This is a genomic window from Porphyromonas uenonis 60-3, from assembly GCF_000174775.1.
Taxonomy (GTDB): domain Bacteria; phylum Bacteroidota; class Bacteroidia; order Bacteroidales; family Porphyromonadaceae; genus Porphyromonas; species Porphyromonas uenonis_A.
The window spans coordinates 1-18,985 of record NZ_ACLR01000125.1; the positions used below are offsets into that span (position 1 = coordinate 1).

At 51.4% G+C, this 18,985-nt stretch carries 13 protein-coding genes, 1 pseudogene and 1 riboswitch; all 14 genes and pseudogenes read right to left on the bottom strand.

Annotated elements, in window-relative coordinates:
* A pseudogene (locus PORUE0001_RS04880) lies at window positions 1-242 on the bottom strand (hypothetical protein); the annotation flags it as partial.
* Window positions 243-302: 60 nt separating this feature from the next.
* Entirely contained in the window at window positions 303-1,337 is a 1,035-nt protein-coding gene (locus tag PORUE0001_RS04885) for a lysylphosphatidylglycerol synthase transmembrane domain-containing protein (RefSeq protein ID WP_007365362.1), read from the bottom strand.
* 147 nt (window positions 1,338-1,484) lie between these two features.
* Window positions 1,485-2,009: an alpha/beta hydrolase fold domain-containing protein gene (locus tag PORUE0001_RS10855; protein ID WP_007365367.1), complete on the bottom strand. Its 525-nt coding sequence runs from the start codon at window positions 2,007-2,009 to the stop codon at window positions 1,485-1,487.
* Between the two features lie 26 nt (window positions 2,010-2,035).
* Entirely contained in the window at window positions 2,036-2,419 is a 384-nt protein-coding gene (locus tag PORUE0001_RS10860; RefSeq protein WP_007365364.1) for a hypothetical protein, read from the bottom strand.
* 332 nt (window positions 2,420-2,751) lie between these two features.
* The gene (locus PORUE0001_RS04895; protein WP_007365355.1) at window positions 2,752-3,027 is read right to left on the bottom strand and encodes a hypothetical protein; all 276 of its coding nucleotides are present in this window, start codon (window positions 3,025-3,027) and stop codon (window positions 2,752-2,754) included.
* 185 nt (window positions 3,028-3,212) lie between these two features.
* Window positions 3,213-3,890 carry a YiiX/YebB-like N1pC/P60 family cysteine hydrolase gene (locus tag PORUE0001_RS04900; RefSeq protein ID WP_007365365.1) on the bottom strand — a complete coding sequence of 226 codons (678 nt, stop codon included), beginning with the start codon at window positions 3,888-3,890 and terminating at the stop codon, window positions 3,213-3,215.
* Between the two features lie 45 nt (window positions 3,891-3,935).
* The gene (locus tag PORUE0001_RS04905; protein WP_039865626.1) at window positions 3,936-4,346 is read right to left on the bottom strand and encodes a DUF4878 domain-containing protein; all 411 of its coding nucleotides are present in this window, start codon (window positions 4,344-4,346) and stop codon (window positions 3,936-3,938) included.
* A gap of 102 nt (window positions 4,347-4,448) precedes the next feature.
* A complete protein-coding gene (locus tag PORUE0001_RS04910; RefSeq protein WP_007365358.1) occupies window positions 4,449-5,882 on the bottom strand; it encodes an aspartate ammonia-lyase in 1,434 nt (477 codons plus the stop codon).
* 962 nt (window positions 5,883-6,844) lie between these two features.
* The gene (locus PORUE0001_RS04915; protein WP_007365366.1) at window positions 6,845-8,143 is read right to left on the bottom strand and encodes a hypothetical protein; all 1,299 of its coding nucleotides are present in this window, start codon (window positions 8,141-8,143) and stop codon (window positions 6,845-6,847) included.
* Between the two features lie 44 nt (window positions 8,144-8,187).
* Window positions 8,188-10,347, bottom strand: coding sequence for a TonB-dependent receptor plug domain-containing protein (locus tag PORUE0001_RS04920; RefSeq protein WP_007365363.1), 2,160 nt, complete (start codon window positions 10,345-10,347; stop codon window positions 8,188-8,190).
* A 4-nt stretch (window positions 10,348-10,351) separates the two neighbouring features.
* Window positions 10,352-11,341 carry a sirohydrochlorin cobaltochelatase gene (locus tag PORUE0001_RS04925; protein WP_232501418.1) on the bottom strand — a complete coding sequence of 330 codons (990 nt, stop codon included), beginning with the start codon at window positions 11,339-11,341 and terminating at the stop codon, window positions 10,352-10,354.
* A gap of 111 nt (window positions 11,342-11,452) precedes the next feature.
* Window positions 11,453-11,667, bottom strand: a riboswitch (cobalamin riboswitch).
* 449 nt (window positions 11,668-12,116) lie between these two features.
* A complete protein-coding gene (locus PORUE0001_RS04930; protein ID WP_039865627.1) occupies window positions 12,117-15,155 on the bottom strand; it encodes a hypothetical protein in 3,039 nt (1,012 codons plus the stop codon).
* Window positions 15,156-16,825: 1,670 nt separating this feature from the next.
* Window positions 16,826-18,250 carry a DUF5110 domain-containing protein gene (locus tag PORUE0001_RS04935; protein WP_007365360.1) on the bottom strand — a complete coding sequence of 475 codons (1,425 nt, stop codon included), beginning with the start codon at window positions 18,248-18,250 and terminating at the stop codon, window positions 16,826-16,828.
* 31 nt (window positions 18,251-18,281) lie between these two features.
* A partial coding sequence (locus PORUE0001_RS04940) for a FimB/Mfa2 family fimbrial subunit (protein ID WP_007365356.1) occupies window positions 18,282-18,985 on the bottom strand: 704 nt, incomplete at its 5' end.

An 18,985-nucleotide genomic window follows, 5' to 3' on the forward strand; every position in this document is an offset into this window, starting at 1 on the left:
ACTCGTGAGTCGTAGTCGTAGCGCTTATCACCGCTGTAGAGGCGAGTGCCGTCCCACGTGGCAAGGACTCGTGAGTCGTAGTCGTAGCGCTTGTCACCGCTGTAGAGGCGAGAGCCGTCCCACGTGGCGATGACTCGTGAATCGTAGTCGTAGCGCTTATCACCACTGTAGATGTAAGTCTGAGCGGAGAGCGTCAGAAGGCTATTGAGGAGTAAGGTTAGGAGTAAGAAGATTCGCTTCATATTAAGGGTGCTAGATGTTGGCTTTCTTCATTAGGCCGTGGGTTGATACGCTTTCTGCGACTACCCTTTTACAGTATACTCTTTCTCGCGCTTGTACCTTCGATTGATGATCGGCAGGAGCAGGATAGCGATGACTCCCACGGATATAGTCCACAAGGTCTGTACGGCATGCACGATCAGGGCAAACTGCCCCGCCTCGGCTTCGCTCACCCCGAAGGCTGTAAGCGATGTAATCACTGCGTAGTGCCACGGGCCTACTCCCGCAGGCGTAGGCACGACAATCATCAAGGTGGAGAGCGCAAAGGTGGCAAAAGCGACCCGATGCCCTAACTCAGCGGTGAAAGCAAAAGCACCAAATGTGACGTAAAAGAAGTAGTAGTACACGATCCACAAGAGGAGCGTCAGCACGAGGAACTGGCTCCAAGCGCGCCATCCTCTCAGTGTTGACGCAGCCTGCAGGACAGAGCGTAGCTTGCCTCTGACACGCTGCATGAAGCTACTCTTTCTAAAGCGATAGAAGACCAGCGCAGTAACGAGTAGCACCCCGCCTGCGATGATCCATGCGGTGGCATAGTCTGACGAGAAGAGGCGCCCTACCCCACCTCCGAGCGATAGTCCCCGAGAAGCTAAGATCTGGGACACAGCTCCCGTCTGAAACAGCATCATAGCTACTAGGAGAGCTAAGACTATGAGCGCATCGGACAGACGATCCACTAGGAGCGTACCGACCGTTGCCGAGAGCGCATAGTCCTCTCGTTGCTTCATCTCAGTGCAGCGCCACACCTCGCCAGCACGTGGTATGACAAAGTTGACCGCATAGCTCCCGATTGTGATCAAGATCGGATTGATAGGACGGGCGGGCGGGTTGTAGAGGGGGCGCATCAGCAGATGCCAGCGATAGCCTCGCACCACATTGCCTAGGAGCCCCAGAGGCAAGGACAAGAGCAAGTACTCGTAGCGCACGCCATGCTGTAACAAGCGTAGCGTGTCTCCGAGCTCTAGATGGCGATAGAGGTAAAACAATATCGCCAAGCCTATGAGGAGTGGCAAGAAGTTCTTCAGCCACCACTGCCAAGAGTGTCGTACTATCTTCACGCTTCAAAAGTACAACAAATAGCTCATATGCCAGCGCAACGTCAAGTCTTTTATGCAAGAGACTAACCGAAGCGTAAACACATGCCTGGCTGCCTGAGCTACTGAACCGTAGACTGTGTAACCGTTGCGGGGCTGAGCCCACTCTTGTCACTTAAGGCGATCAATGATCTCGTCTTGTGCACGACGCCCCTCAGGAAAGAAGCGAAAGAGTGGATAGCAATGGCACAATCCCTCTCCCACATGAATCTCGTAAGGGACGCCATACCGCACGAAGGCCTCCTTAAAGTATGGGGCACAGGCATAAAAACACTCGCAAGAGCCGTAGTAAAGGTAGGTCTTTGGGAAGTGCGAGAAGTCTCCCACACAGCTATTGAGCATATAGGCGGGAAGCTTCTGCCCCTTGCTCAGGACAGGAGCAATAGTGCTAACGTAGTGGTAGTCGGTGATGATATCCTCCGCCGAGAGCTTCTCCAGAGAGGCTATCAGATCCGCATCGTCAGCAGTCGCTTCATACCCCTCACATAGCGAGAGCGGGCAGGCTCCAGGAGACACCGCTATGATCTGTCTCGGCATGGGCAGAGGCTCAGGCTGTACATTGTTGTGGAGCCCGAGTCCGATGGCAAGACAAGCGCCCGAGGAGAAGCCCAGGATCGAGATCTCCTCAGCTGCCATAGCACTCTAGCATACGCTGGTAGAGCTTATAGCACTGCTCGAAGGTCACATCCAGGCGATGCTCTATAGCTAGGTGGATAGAGAAACAGCCAAACGTCACTCCCCGTCTGGTCCACTATACGCTTGGCGAGCTTAAAGTCTCGGCTATCTGGAGGCGTTATATAGCCACCGCCATAGAGCTGTAGCACAGCCTTCGTCGCGGGCTTCGGGCCAGCTTGTAGCTTGATACACGAAAATCCGCCAACCTCCTCAATGGAGCAGTTGTACCCCTTGAAGCGATTTAGGTCAAACTTGAACTTGTTACACTGCTTCGTCGCAAAAGCAATGATCTTTTTTCGTGGCATCCTAAAGAGCTTCTTGATGTTGAGAAGTCTCACGATCGTAGCCACCACACTGTATGTGATACTCATAGCTATACTGCTTGCGAGAGCGTAGGTGAGTCTAGGTCGCAGCCCCACAGCCTGAGGGAGCTTCTAGACCAGACACTACAGTCTCCGTCAGTCCAAAGGTAGCACATCCTCCGATACGTTCATGCGCCGAGGGATACCCACAATTTAGTAGAGCGGAGAGAGAGCTTCCCCGCCAGGAGCCTTCAGAGCTCAGGGTCACCACGCTCTTAGCTCCGTCCAGCTACCACCTTAATAAAAGGTCACCTACCCCTCACTAGGAGGAGTAGGTGATCTTCATCATGTTTTATTGCTTAGGTTATCTCAGATTCTGAGTGATCTAGAGAAGTTGGTGTTTACTTCTTGATCTGGTCAGCAGTCTCCTGAGCCTTGTCAGCTGTAGCCTGAGCAGCCTCTGCAGTTGCATCAGCAGCAGCGTTAGCCTCGTCAGCAGCTACCTGAGCTGCATCCTGAGCTGCGTTCTGCATATCCTGAGCTGCTGCATCAAGATTCTCCTGAGCGTTCTCAACGTTCTGCTCAGCATTCTGAGCGTCCTGATTCTGGTTCTCCTTGTTGCAAGAAACAAGGCTTAGAGCTGCAACAGCAGCTACGAGTACAAATACCTTCTTCATATTAGCTTTAGTATAAGTGATTAGTAACTGGTGCAAAGGTACACATTATTTTTGAATGTGCAAGGGGTCAGGATACCTAGAATTAGTTCTTTGATCTTTCAACCTGTCTAAGCCGTTGCGTCAAATGCTTTGTGGGAGCGGTCTAATGGCACAAAAGCATCTATTCATTGATTGACCTCTGAGCTTTAATGAGATTGAGAAAATCTACCATCCGATGAGACTTGCACAGATTGGAGACCCTGGATTAAGTCGTCAAGGGTGTAGTAAGCGTGAGATATGCCTGGCACATGACCCGTAGGCGTGATCTGATAGTCTGGGATGCCTGTACTATTGTAGGCTAGTGCGACAAACTCAGTGCAGTAGAGCGTAGTCGTATCTCTGAGGTCAAAGCGCGAGTCGAACCTCTTGGGATACCTTCCCCCAGGGCTGTGAAGCGCTATATAGGCTCTCATCAGCTGCAAGCCCAAGCTGTCCAGCGCTAAGGCGGGATAGATGACGACCGCCTCCGACTCCATCAGAAAGCTGTCTAGTGGCTGGCGAAAGATACCGTCAGCACCCAGATAGTCATCCTGATAAGCGTGCCATACGATCCAGCGATGGCTAGTAGAGTCAAAATCAATGATACCGCAATGGCTGTAACGCTGCCCCTCGGAGGCCACCTTGCTAAAGAATGCCGAGAGCATCCCCTCGCCACGACGCAGTATGAGACTGCCAGGGCGCAGTGTCGTCGTATCGATAGCTATCATCTCCTGGTCACGATGATGAGACGTGCAGGCGACAGAGCCAAATAGCGCAAGCCCCAAGAGCAGTAGGAGGAGAGACCTCGCTAGCTCTTGGGGCTTGTGGTAGATAGACTTCATCATGAGATTAAGTCTAAGGAGTGCATGCCAGAGTGGCAGTCACCTAGGTTACTTCATAGGGATGTCAACGATCTTCCACTCGTTGTCTACCTTAGTGAGGACCACCTTTTGCTTGAAGACATCTGCACTATCAGCAGGCTCTGACTGTTGCTCAGTCGTCTCTACATAGCAGATGATCGTGTCTTGGTGATCCTCTGAGCTTGCAATCTTGGTTGTTCGCTCTGGTTCGCCCTCTTGAGAGAATGCCTTGACACTATCAGAGTCAAAGTAGGACATAAGATTGACATACGCCTCAGCCTGCTCAGACGCTGTGTAAGTACGAGCCTTGTCGTAGTCACCAGCATTGAGCGCCTTGAAGAAGTCCATCGTGACCTGCTCCGCCTTTTTCGTAGGACTAGAGCAAGCTACAAACGCCAGCATGCTGACGAGTGCAAAGCTGATTAAAGCTAATCTCTTCATAATATATAAGGTCTTAAAGATTAGTAGTTCCTATTTCCTCTGTAGTCTAGGGGGATGTATCGACGGGGTGGCTTGTGTCTCCCCCACCCCGTCAATATCCGCTTATAGTTGCTTCTTAGGCTTGATGTGATCAAGCTTCGAGGGCTGAGTCATATGCTTGGGATCCATCACCTCGTCAAGATCCTTCTTGTCTAGGATGCCATGCTCCAGGACTAGCTCGTAGATACCCTTGCCCGTCTCAAGCGCCTCCTTGGCAATCTTGGTTGAGTTCTTGTAACCGATGATTGGGTTGAGCGCCGTAACGATCGTGATCGAAGCCTCGATCTGCTGACGACAACGCTCCTCGTTGGGCGTGATGCCAGTGATACAACGCTCGATGAGGGTCGTGATACCACGCATCATCAGATCAGAGCTCTCGAAGCAGCACTGAGCCATGACAGGCTCCATAGCGTTGAGCTCCATCTGAGCAGCATCTCCAGCCATCAGGACGGTTGTATCGTTGCCCATCACCTTGTAGCATACCTGGCTCATCACCTCGGGGATGACAGGGTTTACCTTACCTGGCATGATCGAGGAGCCTGGTTGCACAGCGGGTACGTTAAACTCGCCAATACCAGCTCTAGGACCAGAGGATAGGAGGCGGATATCGTTGCAGATCTTATTGATCTTGACAGCGATACGACGTAGTGCGGATGAGTAGCCGATCATGACGGAGGTATCGCTCGTAGCACCGACGAGATCAGCGCTCAGCTGGACAGGCCAGCCCGTGATCTCAGCCAAAGCCTTGACACAAGCCTCTGCATAGCCTGGCTCTGAAGCGATACCCGTACCGATAGCGGTAGCACCCATATTGACCGTTAGGAACTCCTCGCAGGCACTCTTGAGCCTTGGTAGCTCCTCCTCAAGGATAGAGGCAAAGCCGTGGAAAGTCTGTCCCAGCGTCATAGGCACAGCGTCCTGTAGCTGCGTACGACCTATCTTGAGGACATGCTTCATCTCCTCAGCCTTAGCACGGAGCGCTGCAACGAGCTGCTCGATATGCTTGTACACCTCTAGCCCCTTGGGGTATAGCCCTAGGTGAATGGCTGTAGGGTAAGCATCATTGGTAGACTGCGAAGCATTGACCCCATCATTAGGAGCGAGATACTTGTACTCGCCAGGCTGGTGCCCCATCTTCTGGAGGGCAATATTGCAGATTACCTCGTTGGCAGCCATATTGGTCGTCGTACCAGCGCCACCCTGGATCATATCCACTGCAAAAGCATCGTGATGCTTACCAGCGATCAGCTCCTTGCAGGCGAAGACGATAGCCTCGTACTGCTCATCGGTCAGGATGCCCTCGCTGTGGTTGGCGACAGCTGCGCCCCACTTAGTGTAGGCTAGACCCTTGATGAAGTAAGCGCACTGGCTCAGTTTGAAGTTGCTAATCTGAAAGTTCTCCATACCGCGTAGCGTCTGCACACCATAGAGTGCGTCTGCGGGTAGTTGGCGATCGCCTAGCAGGTCGCCTTCCGTTCTCATTTGCTTATTAGCCATGTCTATATAGTTGTATTATCTGTATTTCGCTTTGCAGGAGAGTCCTAGAGACGCTTTCAGCCCCAAGAGTCGCAGTGTCAAGCGTAGGGTTGCAAGCGTGATTGTACAATCCGTTTGGCAAAGATACCTCTTTATTTTCTTACTGCGAAACAATTGAGGCAAATGTTACCAGCTTCCGCAGTAGGGATCACACGAGACGTGTAACGGCTGTAGGGACGCACGATCTGTGCGTCCGTCCCCGTTAAAACCACGGATACCGTAACTTTTGACACAACGGACGCTCGACCGAGCGTCCCTACAACCGTTACTCGTCTGATAGCTCCGATCACTCCGATGTCTCTCGCTAACCGCCCGCAAGCCGCTGACAGCCGATCACCGCCACTCAGCCCACACCTCCGAGGAAATCGAAAATCTCCACGGAGCAAACGAAAATCCTCTACCTAGCAATGAAAAAATTCTTCCGAACTTTGATTTGCTTCTTCCGAAGTTTCATTTCATTCTTCCGAACTTTTATTTCCCGGTTCCGTGGAGAATTTTCGTTTGCTCCGTGGCGATTTCCGATTTCCTCGGTAGGCGAGACGTGTAGCGAAGTGTATGGACGCACGACCGTGCGTCCGTTGTAGTACGGCAAGACGAGTAACGGCTGTAGGGACGCACGGTCGTGCGTCCGTCCCCGTTAAAACCACGACGCTGTAACCTTTGACATCACGGACACCGTAACCTTTGACACAACGGACGCCCTCTCGCTAGACACTCCCGTGCGTCCCTACAACCGTTACTCGTCTTGCTTTGACACAACGGACGCTCCGACGGTCTGCGTCCGACCGTGCGTCCAGACAACCGTTACACGTCTTGCTTTGACACAACGGACGCACAGATCGTGCGTCCCTACAAAGGGCTACTCGTTCTGTGCGTCCCTACGACTACAAGCCTGGCTGTAGTCGCACTGTGCTAGGGGGGGGTTACTCCTTGACGACGGGCGTGATGCGGTCTAGCTCGAAGCCGTCAGCCAGCGTAGCACCCTTGGTCACCTTACGGGTGTTGAGGTTGTACTGGTAGATGGTCGTGGGAGCGCCCTCTACATTGGCACCGATGCTGACCAAGTCACCATTGCGTACGACCAACTGACCGAAGTTGCCATTGCTAAAGGGGATATCCTTGATATGCTCCACCTGATGCGTCTTCATGTTGCAACGTAGCCAGTAGTAGATGTAGCGGTTATCCTTGCTACTCCAGTTGGTATTGCCCTTCTCCTTGAAGTCGGGGTCCTGCATATAGAGGAGCACCTCGTCATCATTGAGCGGGAAGACGGTGATGATCTTACCACGAGGCTGTGCATATCCGTCGAAGCTCTTGTCTGTCTCCATAGAGCCTGCATTGACACGGAAGAGGAAGCTACGCTGCTTCGTACCGCTCTTCTTCTTAGCATTCTCGGGGATATTGCAGGTAGCTGTAGCAAAGTAGAAGTTGCCCTTAGAGTCGAAGAAAGTCTTCTGACTGCGCGTCTCTCCAAAAGAGGTAGAGCTCAGGTGCTCGCAGCGTGGGTCCTTGTCGATCTTCTTCACCTGCATCGTACTTGCGTCGATGAATGCAATGTAGATCTCATTACGCTTAGGAGGTAGTGCCATAGCGGTCTTCTTAGACTTCTCCATATATACGTGTGGGAAGATGAGCATATTGTCAGCCTTGCGGTAGCCTAGCAGACCGCTAGAGTTAAAGAGCTCACCCTCGGCAGGCTTAGGTAGGTCAAGCTTGCCCTCAGATACGATGGCCATCTTATTGACATCAACCTTGACCCAAGACATCTCCTGCTTGTCACCTACGGAGCTGACTAGGACGAGCGTGTTGTCGTCTAGCCAAGCGTGTGAGAAGCGACGATCTAGGATCTGTGGCATAGGGATCTCCTTGATGGTCTCGATGCCCGTGCTTGACACGCGGAACTTGCTAAAGTCCCCTTTACGAGAGACGCTGTAGTAGTAGCCCTTGTGGTATACCACGTTGGGCGTTATGGTAGATGCAGAAGTCTCTACTCCCTGCCCCTTGATACTCAGGGCACCCGTGGTCAGGTCAGCAACACGTGCGATGATGTGTGCATCCTTGTTGGCGGTTGACTGACCAGTGGCTCCTCCCAAAGGAATCCATAGGTCATAGCCCACGGTTATCTCCTGCTCAGGCTGGGGCGTATCCGGGTCACACGCTGTGAATGAGAGTGTGACGAGAGCGACCACGAGGGCCGCCAGTAAGCGATAAGCTTTAGTCATAGTAATCTAAGTTTTGATGATTGATATAAGTGTTTGTATGTCTTCTAATTGAGGAATATGCGGAGCTTGCAGTAGAAGGCGCGTCCAGGCTTCTGTAACATATAGTTGTCATAGAGCGGACGGTCTAGTAGATTGCTGCTCTGCAGAGATATGGAGTAGCGGTCGTGAGCGAAGCTCCAGGTGACCCCGGCCGAGAGGTCGTAACTGGTCGGGATGACCGCCTTGGTGTTTTTGCGCCCAAAGGCTGCCCAGGTGAGGTAAAACCAATGGATATAGCCTAGACCCGCATTAAAGTGTATGGCACTCGCCTGGATGCCAAACGGCTTGCGCCAGTTAGCCCCTAGGAGTAGATTGCCATAGAGGAAGGGATCGTTGGGGATCCGATAGCCGTAGGTCGGGTTGGGCTGACCGTAGACGTTGATGTGCGTGCGGTCCCGCTCGTCGGTGTAGGTGCCGTTGAGCGTGAGGTCAAGGAGGTTAGCATAGTTGTACTTGACCTCCATCTCGCCACCGAGGACGAGCGACGAACCGACATTCTCGTACTGGCTCTCGACGTCACCCAGCACCACACGGTGTATGTAGTTGGAGACGTTGCGATAGAAGGCGGTCGCCTCGTAGTTGAGGAAGTGCAGACCAGCCCACTGCGCCTGTCCGTAGAGCGTTAGGTTGAGGTTGTAAGCTTGCTCAGGCTGAAGCTTGAAGTTGGGGTAGATATTGGCACCATTGCCCATCAGCTCACGAGCTGTCGGCAGGCGGGTGGCACGCTCGAAGGAGGCTTTGACAGCCAGCTCGTCAGCAATCGTGTAGCGTAGGCCTAGCCCATAGCCTAGTTTGTTTTTAGTCTGTTGCGTGGGCACATCTTTGACACCCGTCAACCAGTACATATCAGCCTGCTCGATGGCAACGTGGTAGAGGTAGTCCTTGGCAAAGATCATCCCACGCAAGCGCCCGTGGAGGAGTGTCGTGCCATACGAGAGCCCGAAGATGTGCTGCGCCATGCGGTCACGTGACGACTCAAAGTCAGGATCGTAAGTATCGTACCGCTCATTGGCTATGGAGCTCATCTGATAGTTGAAGTTGAGATCTCCGCCCTGAGGGATGCTATAGGCGAGGTTAGCACGTGCTGTCCAGGAGGGACGCACCGTGTGACGGATCATACGAGTGCGACGCATCAGCTCGCTGTAGTGTGTCTCTACGAAGGTGCCGTCCCAGCTATACTTGCGGTAGGCAGTATCTGTGATCATGATATGATTGCGAGCGAAGGAAGCGTCCAGCGTGGCGGAGAGCCCTGGGGTGAAGAGATTGCGCTTGGCATAATGTGCCGAGAAGCTCAAGTCGTCGCGATCACGCATCGCCTCACCAATGACCAGCGTCTGACGAAAGCCGGTCTGTATCTCGCTGGCACTCTTTGTATAGCCTACCCCGAGCAGAGCCGCATCAGCCCACGGCTTCTTGGTCACGCCCAGTTGCAGACGTCCTAAGATCGACTGGTAGCCATCGTGAAAGCGTCGGAAGTCGCGCTGCTCGTACTCTTGCTTTTCACCATTCCACACCTCCATGCCACGCATGATGTAGTCATTCTTAGAGTACTGATAGCGTAGTGTGGGGCGCACCGTAAAGCCACTCCGCTGCTCTCTATACTGCCCCGCTAGATCTAGGGCAAAGGTGTGAAAGGAGCCACCCCGCAGCGAACAGTCCAGATAGCTCTCCCCGCGGCTGTTGGTCACGATGTTGACCGCTCCACCGAGGGCATCCATACCGAGCTCGGGCGGCACCACCCCTTTGTAGATCTCAACACGATCAATGAGGTTCACCGGCAGTGTAGCGAGCGAAGCCCCCTCGCCCATCGAGGAGAGTGGCACACCATTGATAAAGTAGCGAACGGCACTACCCGACAGACCATTGATAGACAGTTCATTGCTTGAGCCCACGCCACCAGACTCTCTGAGACGTACGCCCGAGCTCTGAGCGACCAGTTCATTGAGGCTTCCCATCGAGGCGATGAGGGGCTTGACATCTAGGCTGATCGCCGATAGCGTCTGCTGCTGCATGATACGTCTATGGGTAGGCGCCACGACGATCACCTCGCCGAGGTTCTTATAGTCTATCGTGTCGTGAGGCTGTGTGCGTGTCTTCCGCTGCGCTGTGAGCGGGAGCACACAGCTAGCTAGGAGCAGAAATAGGTAAAGGTAGCTACGTCTCATCGGCTTACTGAGCTATAGAGTCAGACTGGTGTAGCTTCTCGCCAGTCTCCTCGTAGATCGCTTTCTTGTCCATAATGGAGAGACGACGGTGTGTCATGAAGAAGTCGACCTTTCTCAAGATCATCTCCTGTACCTCAGGTAGCTCGCCCAGGCCACGCACCACGCTCTCAACCTGATAGCCGAGCTTCTCTAGACGGGGCTGCCACTCTTGGAGCATATCCTCCTGGGCATGCTCGCCTGCCACGATCATGAGCGGCTGTAGGCAGACTCGCTTGAGACCAGTAGCACGCAGACGCTCGAGCGCCTCCTCATAGTAAGGATAACCCTCCACACAGCCCACGATCACCTGTCCATAGCCGTGGCGCTGCAGATAGTGATCCAGCATCGCATACTGAGCCGTGGCACTATCGTAGGTGCCGTGACCCACCCATAGGTAAGCCACATCGGGCTCTAGATGAGCGGTCATGATGGCGGTCAAATCCTTATAATCACTCTCGTAGAAGAGGAGTGGCGTCACCAGTCTGATCTTCTTAAAGTGGCTCTGCTGATGCGCCACCTCATAGGATAGCGACTCCATCTCTACCCCATCGACGATGGTCGTCGAGACAACCAGCAGATGGGTAAAACCTTCACGGGCTAGCTCTTTGAGCGCTTCGCCTGGCGTGGGGATCTCTATACCCCGCGCTGCTAGGCGCTTGCGCACGATACGCGAACTGTAAGCTTGACGAACCTCTAGGTTGGGATAGGCGGAGGCTATGCGCTTATTGATCGCATCGAGGGTGACCCGACGGGTGTCGTCATGGGTCGTGCCAAAGTGAACCACGAGGATAGCGCCTTTGTCACCGGGTGCCATAGCAGCAAAGAGCGAGTCGGTCTCAAAGATCTTATTGCCCGCCTGTAGCGAGAGCCCACCTAGGAGTAGTGTCATATATAATAATAGGAGTCGTTGCATCATACGATTGTTGCTTTGATCTGCTAGGTCAAGTCTAAGCATAGCACAGGGATAGCACCACGCTCGCAAGCGTAGCACCTTCTGAGAGAGATATGCCTCTGATCCATTGACATAGCATTGAGGTACGCTTGCCACCGAGCGTACACAGTTATATACTAAGTTACGAGTGGAGGCAGGTCTCCTGACTTACCCCAGCCTATCAACGCCTTCCCACCAGACCTCAGTCGGGCAGTGGCTCATACGACTCTTGTGATAGGCTCTGTGAAATAGGGGGATCACAGTAGCGGGCACTGTACCAGATTCTCACTGGACTTCCCTCTTGCATCGCTCGGCAGGCGAGCTGATGCACCACCACTCAAAGATGTTGTACGGCAAAGATACAAAAAAGAGGCTAGAAACTAGAGGATTAGAGAGGGGAGAGGGGATCGGAACTATCGGAGCGATCTGAGGGGATCGGAGCCATCGGGAGGAGGGCGAGAAGAGATGGTCGAGTAACGGTTGTAGGGACGCACGATCTGTGCGTCCGTTGTGTCAAAGTTTACGGTGTCAGGGTTTTAACGGGGCATTTCTCGGAATGCGTCGCTCCCCCTTAGAGGATGTTGAGACGTTTGCAGATCACAGCGTGACGCTGAGAGCAACTGAGCTCCGTCTTGATGAACTGTCGTATTACCTTTGCACCGTCTATCTATGTAGAGAGGCATTGACAAACATCCCCCATCCTAGCCACACTCCTATGGCTATGATACAGCAATCGGGGTAGCTCTCACTAGGAGGACTACCCCGATTACTCTATTATTTATATGCGACGAGCGCGTTCTTAGCGCTGGAGCTTCTTGATCCAGCGGAGACCGTCGGCGGACTGTACGTCGAGCAGTACGACGTCTGTCTCGGGCATCTCGATATCTACCTGCGTCTGACCATCGGTCGTAGCACGCTCTAGTAGATAGCCGTGGACGCTGTATAGCTGGTAGCCTGCGATACCCTGATCGTAGGATATGCGATAGCCCGTAGCGGTGCGCTCGATGGCTAGATCAGCCTGGTGATCCTGCTGCTCCTCGTAGCGGACGTTGCCGTACGACATACGCAACTCGAAGCGGCGTCCGTCACGCTCGCTATAGCCGTAGCTGTAGGTCGGGTTGACCAGCAGATCCTGCTCGGTGCCTCTCAGACGGTCGTAGAGAGACAGCTTGTCAAAGGGCTTCTCCGCCAACGTCGTGAAGTCTAGCGTGAGCATCCCATCGGTAGGCGCAAAGACGCCTAGCTCGACCACGGCACGATCCACATTGGTCTGTACGAAGTTGCAGCTGCTATCGATCGGGCTGATGAAGTAGACAAGCGGAGCTGTCTGCATACCCTCCGGCGCAATCAGTGCTGGGATTGGCTCATCCGTATCTTCGGGCAGCAGTACCGCAGAGGTATAGCCACCCTCGGCATCGGTGACCTTCACCGCGACATGTCGCTCGGGTTCCTTGCTTGACCCCTCGTCCGTACTGCGTAGCACAGCACCCTTTCCTTCTGAACTATTAGGATCCACAAGCACTGAGTACTCTGGCGCAGTAGGGAAGTAAACATTGGGAGTGCCATCCAACCTTAGCGAGACCATAAAGGCTTGCAGTGGTGGAATCGTTTTGAGTGCTTCATCACTCGTATCCCCAAATATTTGCTGACCATAGTAGCGCCAAGCGCCATCGGTGAATATATAGATACTCTTTGTGATGTTATTCTTGTTCACCTCAAAGAACTTATCAGAGCTTATGGGGCTCATAAACGGGTTACCCACGATAACATACTTATCAGACTTGGAGCTGGAGGTGAGCTTCATCGTGTAGCCCTCGATCTCCTCTTCGACCCAGTCTAGGTCAGTCCCTTCACCAGCAGGTTCCCCTGTCGATGCTCTAGTCCTACCTATCGTATGTGTCTTGTCATCCTCAAAGAGGAAGCGGTAGTCCAGTGCGGGGTCTCTCTTGACAGAATCCACCCTAGAGAGAGGTCGCAAATCCTTCATATCAAAGTAAGCAAAGTATGAGTGTGGATCTACTACAAATCCTTCTAGCTCCCATTTTTTCGTTTCTTCATTAAACTTATATCGATCTATCGTCTTGCTATAGTGGTGTAGTGGATAGAAAGACGCACGCTCCTTGTTCTCATAGTAAGGCAAGCGGATGATACCCTGTAGCCCATTGAGGTTCGTGTGATCCTTAGCTCCTAACTTTTCAGGGTGATAACCCTCCACCTTGTATGCTAAAGCGTGATTGTAAGCAACCATGGAGCGTCCCTGCTTGGTGATGGGGATATCGAAAGAAGCCTCTTTAGGTCTTTCTCCATAAAACTTCACCTTGAGGTAGCGCTGATAGGTGAGTGGTTGGGCACCGAGTGAGAAGTCTCCAGCATAGACATTCTTGAGTGGCGTAGCAATCATATACCAGCGATCCCGATCTAGGAGAAGATCGTAAGCGCCCTTATGGTTGGGGGCCTTGTGCGCTTGGATAGTTCCGTCAGGCTGTACGACTCCAAAGTTGTAGTCGATAAAGGCGCGGGAGTACTCAGTCAGTCGCTGAGGCTCGCCTAGCGCAGAGCCATAGTGGAAGTAGATATCGTTGCACACAGGCTCTCCGAGTGGCTCTCGTTTCGTCATCTTCGGGTCTAAGTTTGGATAGTAGTTTTTAACCACCGCTGGGAGGTGTACATCGGTACACTTAGCAGGGATTGCCTTAATAGGCTTACCATCCTTGTCAGCCCAGTTATCGAGCGAGTTCCAGTCTGGAGAGCCAGCATCCGTACGCCACCACAGCTCGAGCGGAGCGACATATAGCATGAAGGGCACCTCCTGTGTCGCTGTTGCGCCATCGCACGGCACGTTTGAGATTTCGAGCTTCCACTTTCCAGAGAGTTCTACGGTTGCGACACCGACGGTGATCTTGCGTCCTGTTATCTTGGTTCCATCAGGCTTTGTCCAAGTGTACTCCGACTCAGGCGTGACGGGCGGGCACTCTAGTGTGACCTCATCCCCCACGCAATACTTGGTATTAGCAGCACCAATGATGAAAGAGGAGCCTCGCAGATCGTTCATCTTGATGATCTCACCACCATTGTCTAGGGGACAGTTTTCGTCGTTAGAGCCTGTTTTAATATAGAGCATATACTCAGGCTGGATCTGCTCCCCAGTGAGGTTAAAGACGACAGGCTTACCCTGATCCGTCATGGGGAGCGTCGCACTTGCGTAGAGCTTGTTTTTATCCTTGACATCACGTAGCTCTACGAGCGTCTCACCTGCCGTATGAATAGGCAATACCGATACATAGGCAGTCTTACCACTCGGACAGGTATAGGTGTAGAGCTGGTCCCGATCATAGGTAGGGGGCGTGGTATCTATGACAAGCTTATTCTTTCCTTGATTCAAACATTTAAGAATCTCGGTGCGCGGACGTATAGGCTCAAAGTTATATTGTATCTCTACAGTAGAGTTTCGCCAAGGTAGCACTATGTAGCAACTGTCGGGATTCTGAGCAAGATTCGCAGGGTCAAAGGAGATGCTTCTGCGCCTCCTACCACCAGATTTGGCAGTCTGGACAGCCATCGCATATACTGGAACAGGCTCACCATTGCGCAAGAGAATGTTACGAGACTTCGCCCCACGGAAAGGATAGACACGTATCTTGTCACAGCCGACCTTTTCGTACTGAGGCTTTAAGTCTTGAGCATCAGCCGAAAACTTATATTGCACATTGTCGTACATAAAGGCGAAGTTTTCACCGACATCTCCAAAGAAAGTCACCTCCTTATCACAGACGTTTATGTACTGAATCCTGAAGATATAGACTCCCTCGGGGATTTTGACATCATAACATGGTGCCATATAGGGAGTATCTTCTGGAGCCTCACTATTAGGAAAGGGGAAGAAGTCAGAGCTAGTATGATACTTTTTGATATGAATTGGCTCTCCAATCTTAGGAAAATATTTATTTTGTGGTGTATATCCAGGGGGGGCTTTAAGAAGCGTAACCGTTGCATTAGCAAAACTGTTTTTGTAACTATATCCATAATACGTCTCCCATAGAGTTATGGCATACACAACATCTCTCGTTCCTGCACAATAGTCAAACCCAATCTTACCATCTCCAGGGCGGGTTACCCATCCTCTATGCTCATCCCAATACCTATATTTTTTAGAATCTCGGTAGTAGTGAGCAAGCAAAGCATGTGGCTTATGTTTTTCTTTTCCTAGACTTAATCCCATAGGATTTAGTCCTAGAGAGGAGTCATGACCATCATTGTCATACATATAAATTCTGTTCCAGTCAGCAAAGCCTAGTCCACCATCATCCTCATCAAATGTTTGAGGAGTCGTATAATTATCCTCAGTAAACGTGAGAGTCAACACGCTTGCATTATATTCTTTGAACCTATTCCGAACCTTGATCGTCACTGGGAACTTTAGTCCCAACCTTTTGACTGCTTCTTTCTTAATACTGAAGAGTGGTCTATAAGGAGCACAAGGAAGTAGCTTAGTGTTCGTAACTTCTAGCCAATTGTTAGGATCAAAAGATTGTCTTCCATCAAACAAGTCCTTCGCATAAGTGAAATACGAGTCGTTGGGGTCTGTTGATTCTTTTACGCGGATAGCTACACCTATCATTTTTGTATTAGATGGGTCATTAGCCCATCTATCCGACTCATAATACGTTTTATTAGCGGAGAGCATATTGTCAGGCACCTTGACAAATAGATGTGACCTCTGGACTGTCTGTCCTGTTGGTTGGAGATTATCATCATAAACAGGATCCTGAACGAGCCAACAGCCATGGTCTCCTTCAAATGTGGGTGGCGTTTTAGCTTCTTTTAAGTCCCACCAGTTGAGATTATCCTGACCCTTCATATAACCATTAAAGTAGTCATTAGGGACGCAGATGGCAATGTCAAAGTACTTAGCTATAGAGTCTATCTCAGAAGAGTAGTAGCGTGGTACTATTGAATTATCAGGGTCAAAAATCCTTGTTGAGATCCAGCGCGATTTCTTTGCATTAGAGGTGTGTAATTGAGACCACTTCGCATTAACGCGGAACTCATTAAGACCTACTCCTTTCTCTTTGACAGAGCGGCTTACTGTTTCCACAGAGCCATTATCATCTGAGACCTCCAGTTTGTAATCCCCTTTAGGTAGATTGTAGATAATAATCTCATCGTTGGAACTTGTAAACAAGAACGGTCCTGGGTACTCTGGAGGGTATGCTGTTAGCTTGACTGTGTAAGGAGCTTTACCTCTAGAGAGGGTTAGCCTTATTTGACCAGATCCTCCTCGGAATCCCTTAATAGTGGCGCGAGATGCGGAACTAACACGAAGCTGCGCCTCTGCCGTGGTGGGTATCAGGCAGAGTGCTGAGAGGACGAGGAGGAGACTCCATATAGTGCGCACGAGTGTCGTGCTATTGTATTGCTTCATAGCCTATATCTGTTTATAGGATGGATTTACTTAGTAATGTGTGCCTGCGTAGACTTTAAGATGCTTGCGATAGAGCTCTCGTCGCCCTATTTAGGCTGAGGGAACTCATATCGATACGGAGTGATCGTGATCTTGTAGAGACTATTTCTAAAGACGCTCTTGTCTGAGGGAGCAAACCCTGCTGGCAGAGGCTCGAGATACTTACTAGCACCAGCATTCTTCTTATCAAAGTCGAAGGTTTCCACTTTGGTCTCCATTGTTGTTAATGCAGGCTCAGAAATCTCTTGCCAAGGATCAGGACCCTTAATATGAGACCAAACGTAGATCATTTGGAGAGCATTCTTCTCACCCTCTGCATCTCTGGACACAAGCTTCTCTGGAATATAGAAGTAGTGCCTATAATCTAGTAGATAGCCCCCACCGATGGGGAGACCATTCTTTTTGATCTCTTTGCGCTTCTCCTCGAGGTCTTTGACAAAGTCCTCTTGAGGATCATCTGGTCCAGGATACTTAACTCGACCAATATCGTCTATTATAAAGTCCTGAGCTTTGGAGTACTCCGGTATAGGGAAGAGGTTGACTTCTTCAGGTACATTCCTAAGCTTGAAGCGCATCTCTCTACCAAAGCCCCAAGGGCCACGCCATCTCAGCTTTTCCTCACCATCTTCCCAGTATAGTAAGACACAATCCTTGATGGTTATATCAACCTTAGCGAAGGTACGTAGGAGCTCAATGCCACCTGTTTGTGTGGGCAAAACAATCTTCCGAGGGTTTTCCTTCGTTCCGCCCTCTGAGAAATCTACTTTCTTATACTCGGCGGTCATTGGCGATAGGACCTTTACGTATGGATACTCTGTATCTAGCCATTTGCCCTCATAAGCAATTCCTTGATGCGTATCAGAGTAACGTCTCGTGACGGGGATACGTATCTTCTTGAGGTCTTTTAGCGTCTGTGCCTCTCTAAGTGCCTTTCTAAGCGCAGCATCGGCCTCTTCCTCTCGCTCTTTCTCTCGGTCAATAGGTAGCTCCTTAATCTTACCCTCTATGGACGGAGGATTTGTATAGGCACCTTCGTTGGCGACGACGACGAGATCATACTCGCCTAGCTCGTTCTCTGTGAGCCGGAAGGTGACCTGAGCCTTGCCACTTTTATAATTATAGCTGACTCCATCATCTTCTGAACCCGAGCTATAATCATCGTATGAATACTTCGGCACCAGATTGGTAAAGAAGACATTCTTCTTAATCACTCCGTTTTGGATCAGGAAGATGCGCAGATCGTTCACATAGTCCTCACGATTATCCTTGTCGGAGTTGATACTGTAGTCGGGGCCTTGCGTGCGTAGGCCTTCGTTGCCACTGGGTGCTAGGGAGAGGGTCAGCGTAAGATATTTGTTGCCGTCATCCTCGCACTCAAGAGTATTGTAGTCCCGCACGCAACTGGTGCTGGTGAGGAGCGCTCCCAAGATGAGGAGGAACGTATATATATGGGTATATCGTAATCGATTCATAGTGATATGACAACGTTGGTGTGTAGTGATATTAGAGGACTATCTCGTAAGAGTGTACCGTCCAACCATCGATGAGGATCTCAACGGCGTAGTGCGTGTTGTCAGGCAGGCTCTTCAGACGTATCTCTACGTTGTACTCAAACTGGCACTCGGGGCGGTAGTCGTGCGTCTTGGCTAGTAGCTTCTTGAGATCGTAGGTAAAGATCTTAGCTCCCGTATCGGAGCGCACGAGGCTCAGCTGGGGCTTTGCCTTCGGGTCATCTAGTCGTAGCGTGCTGAGACGGGTGCTGCGCGTCGTACCTTCGTTGGGTAGTGGCGCCTGATAGATGACATGCTTGGTAGGATTGGTCAGCTGACCCATGAAGTCGTAAGCAGCGTTGTTGTCCTCGATCTCTATATGGAGCGGATAGATGATCTTGCTGGGTAGCTCGGTAAGAGATATATCAAAGTCGTTGCTGTAGCGCGTCAGGTTTGGCGCAACGGGGACTCTAATCGTGCTACCTCTAGGAGGCATAGGACACTCAATGGTGTCTGTAGCAAAGTATAGAGGCTCAGGCAGTAGACCCTCGTGTCTATCTTGCTCGTTGAGCCGGAGTGCCAGTCGGCAGTCGGGGTGCTTATTGCCCGAGGCTGGTGCTAGGTCACTCATAGTATAGTGCTGGGGGGTAGCTCCTACCCAAATAGTGTATCGATAGGTCTCGCCGCACTCGTTTGGTACGGGAATCTCTATCCTAG

Excerpts from the sequence above, each read along its gene's own strand:
- PORUE0001_RS10855 (WP_007365367.1), bottom strand. The coding sequence starts at position 2,009 with ATGGCAGCTGAGGAGATCTCGATCCTGGGCTTCTCCTCGGGCGCTTGT.
- PORUE0001_RS10860 (WP_007365364.1), bottom strand. The coding sequence starts at position 2,419 with ATGAGTATCACATACAGTGTGGTGGCTACGATCGTGAGACTTCTCAAC.
- PORUE0001_RS04895 (WP_007365355.1), bottom strand. The coding sequence starts at position 3,027 with ATGAAGAAGGTATTTGTACTCGTAGCTGCTGTTGCAGCTCTAAGCCTT.
- PORUE0001_RS04900 (WP_007365365.1), bottom strand. The coding sequence starts at position 3,890 with ATGATGAAGTCTATCTACCACAAGCCCCAAGAGCTAGCGAGGTCTCTC.
- PORUE0001_RS04905 (WP_039865626.1), bottom strand. The coding sequence starts at position 4,346 with ATGAAGAGATTAGCTTTAATCAGCTTTGCACTCGTCAGCATGCTGGCG.
- PORUE0001_RS04910 (WP_007365358.1), bottom strand. The coding sequence starts at position 5,882 with ATGGCTAATAAGCAAATGAGAACGGAAGGCGACCTGCTAGGCGATCGC.
- PORUE0001_RS04915 (WP_007365366.1), bottom strand. The coding sequence starts at position 8,143 with ATGACTAAAGCTTATCGCTTACTGGCGGCCCTCGTGGTCGCTCTCGTC.
- PORUE0001_RS04920 (WP_007365363.1), bottom strand. The coding sequence starts at position 10,347 with ATGAGACGTAGCTACCTTTACCTATTTCTGCTCCTAGCTAGCTGTGTG.
- PORUE0001_RS04925 (WP_232501418.1), bottom strand. The coding sequence starts at position 11,341 with ATGCTTAGACTTGACCTAGCAGATCAAAGCAACAATCGTATGATGCAA.
- PORUE0001_RS04930 (WP_039865627.1), bottom strand. The coding sequence starts at position 15,155 with ATGGCACCATGTTATGATGTCAAAATCCCCGAGGGAGTCTATATCTTC.
- PORUE0001_RS04935 (WP_007365360.1), bottom strand. The coding sequence starts at position 18,250 with ATGAATCGATTACGATATACCCATATATATACGTTCCTCCTCATCTTG.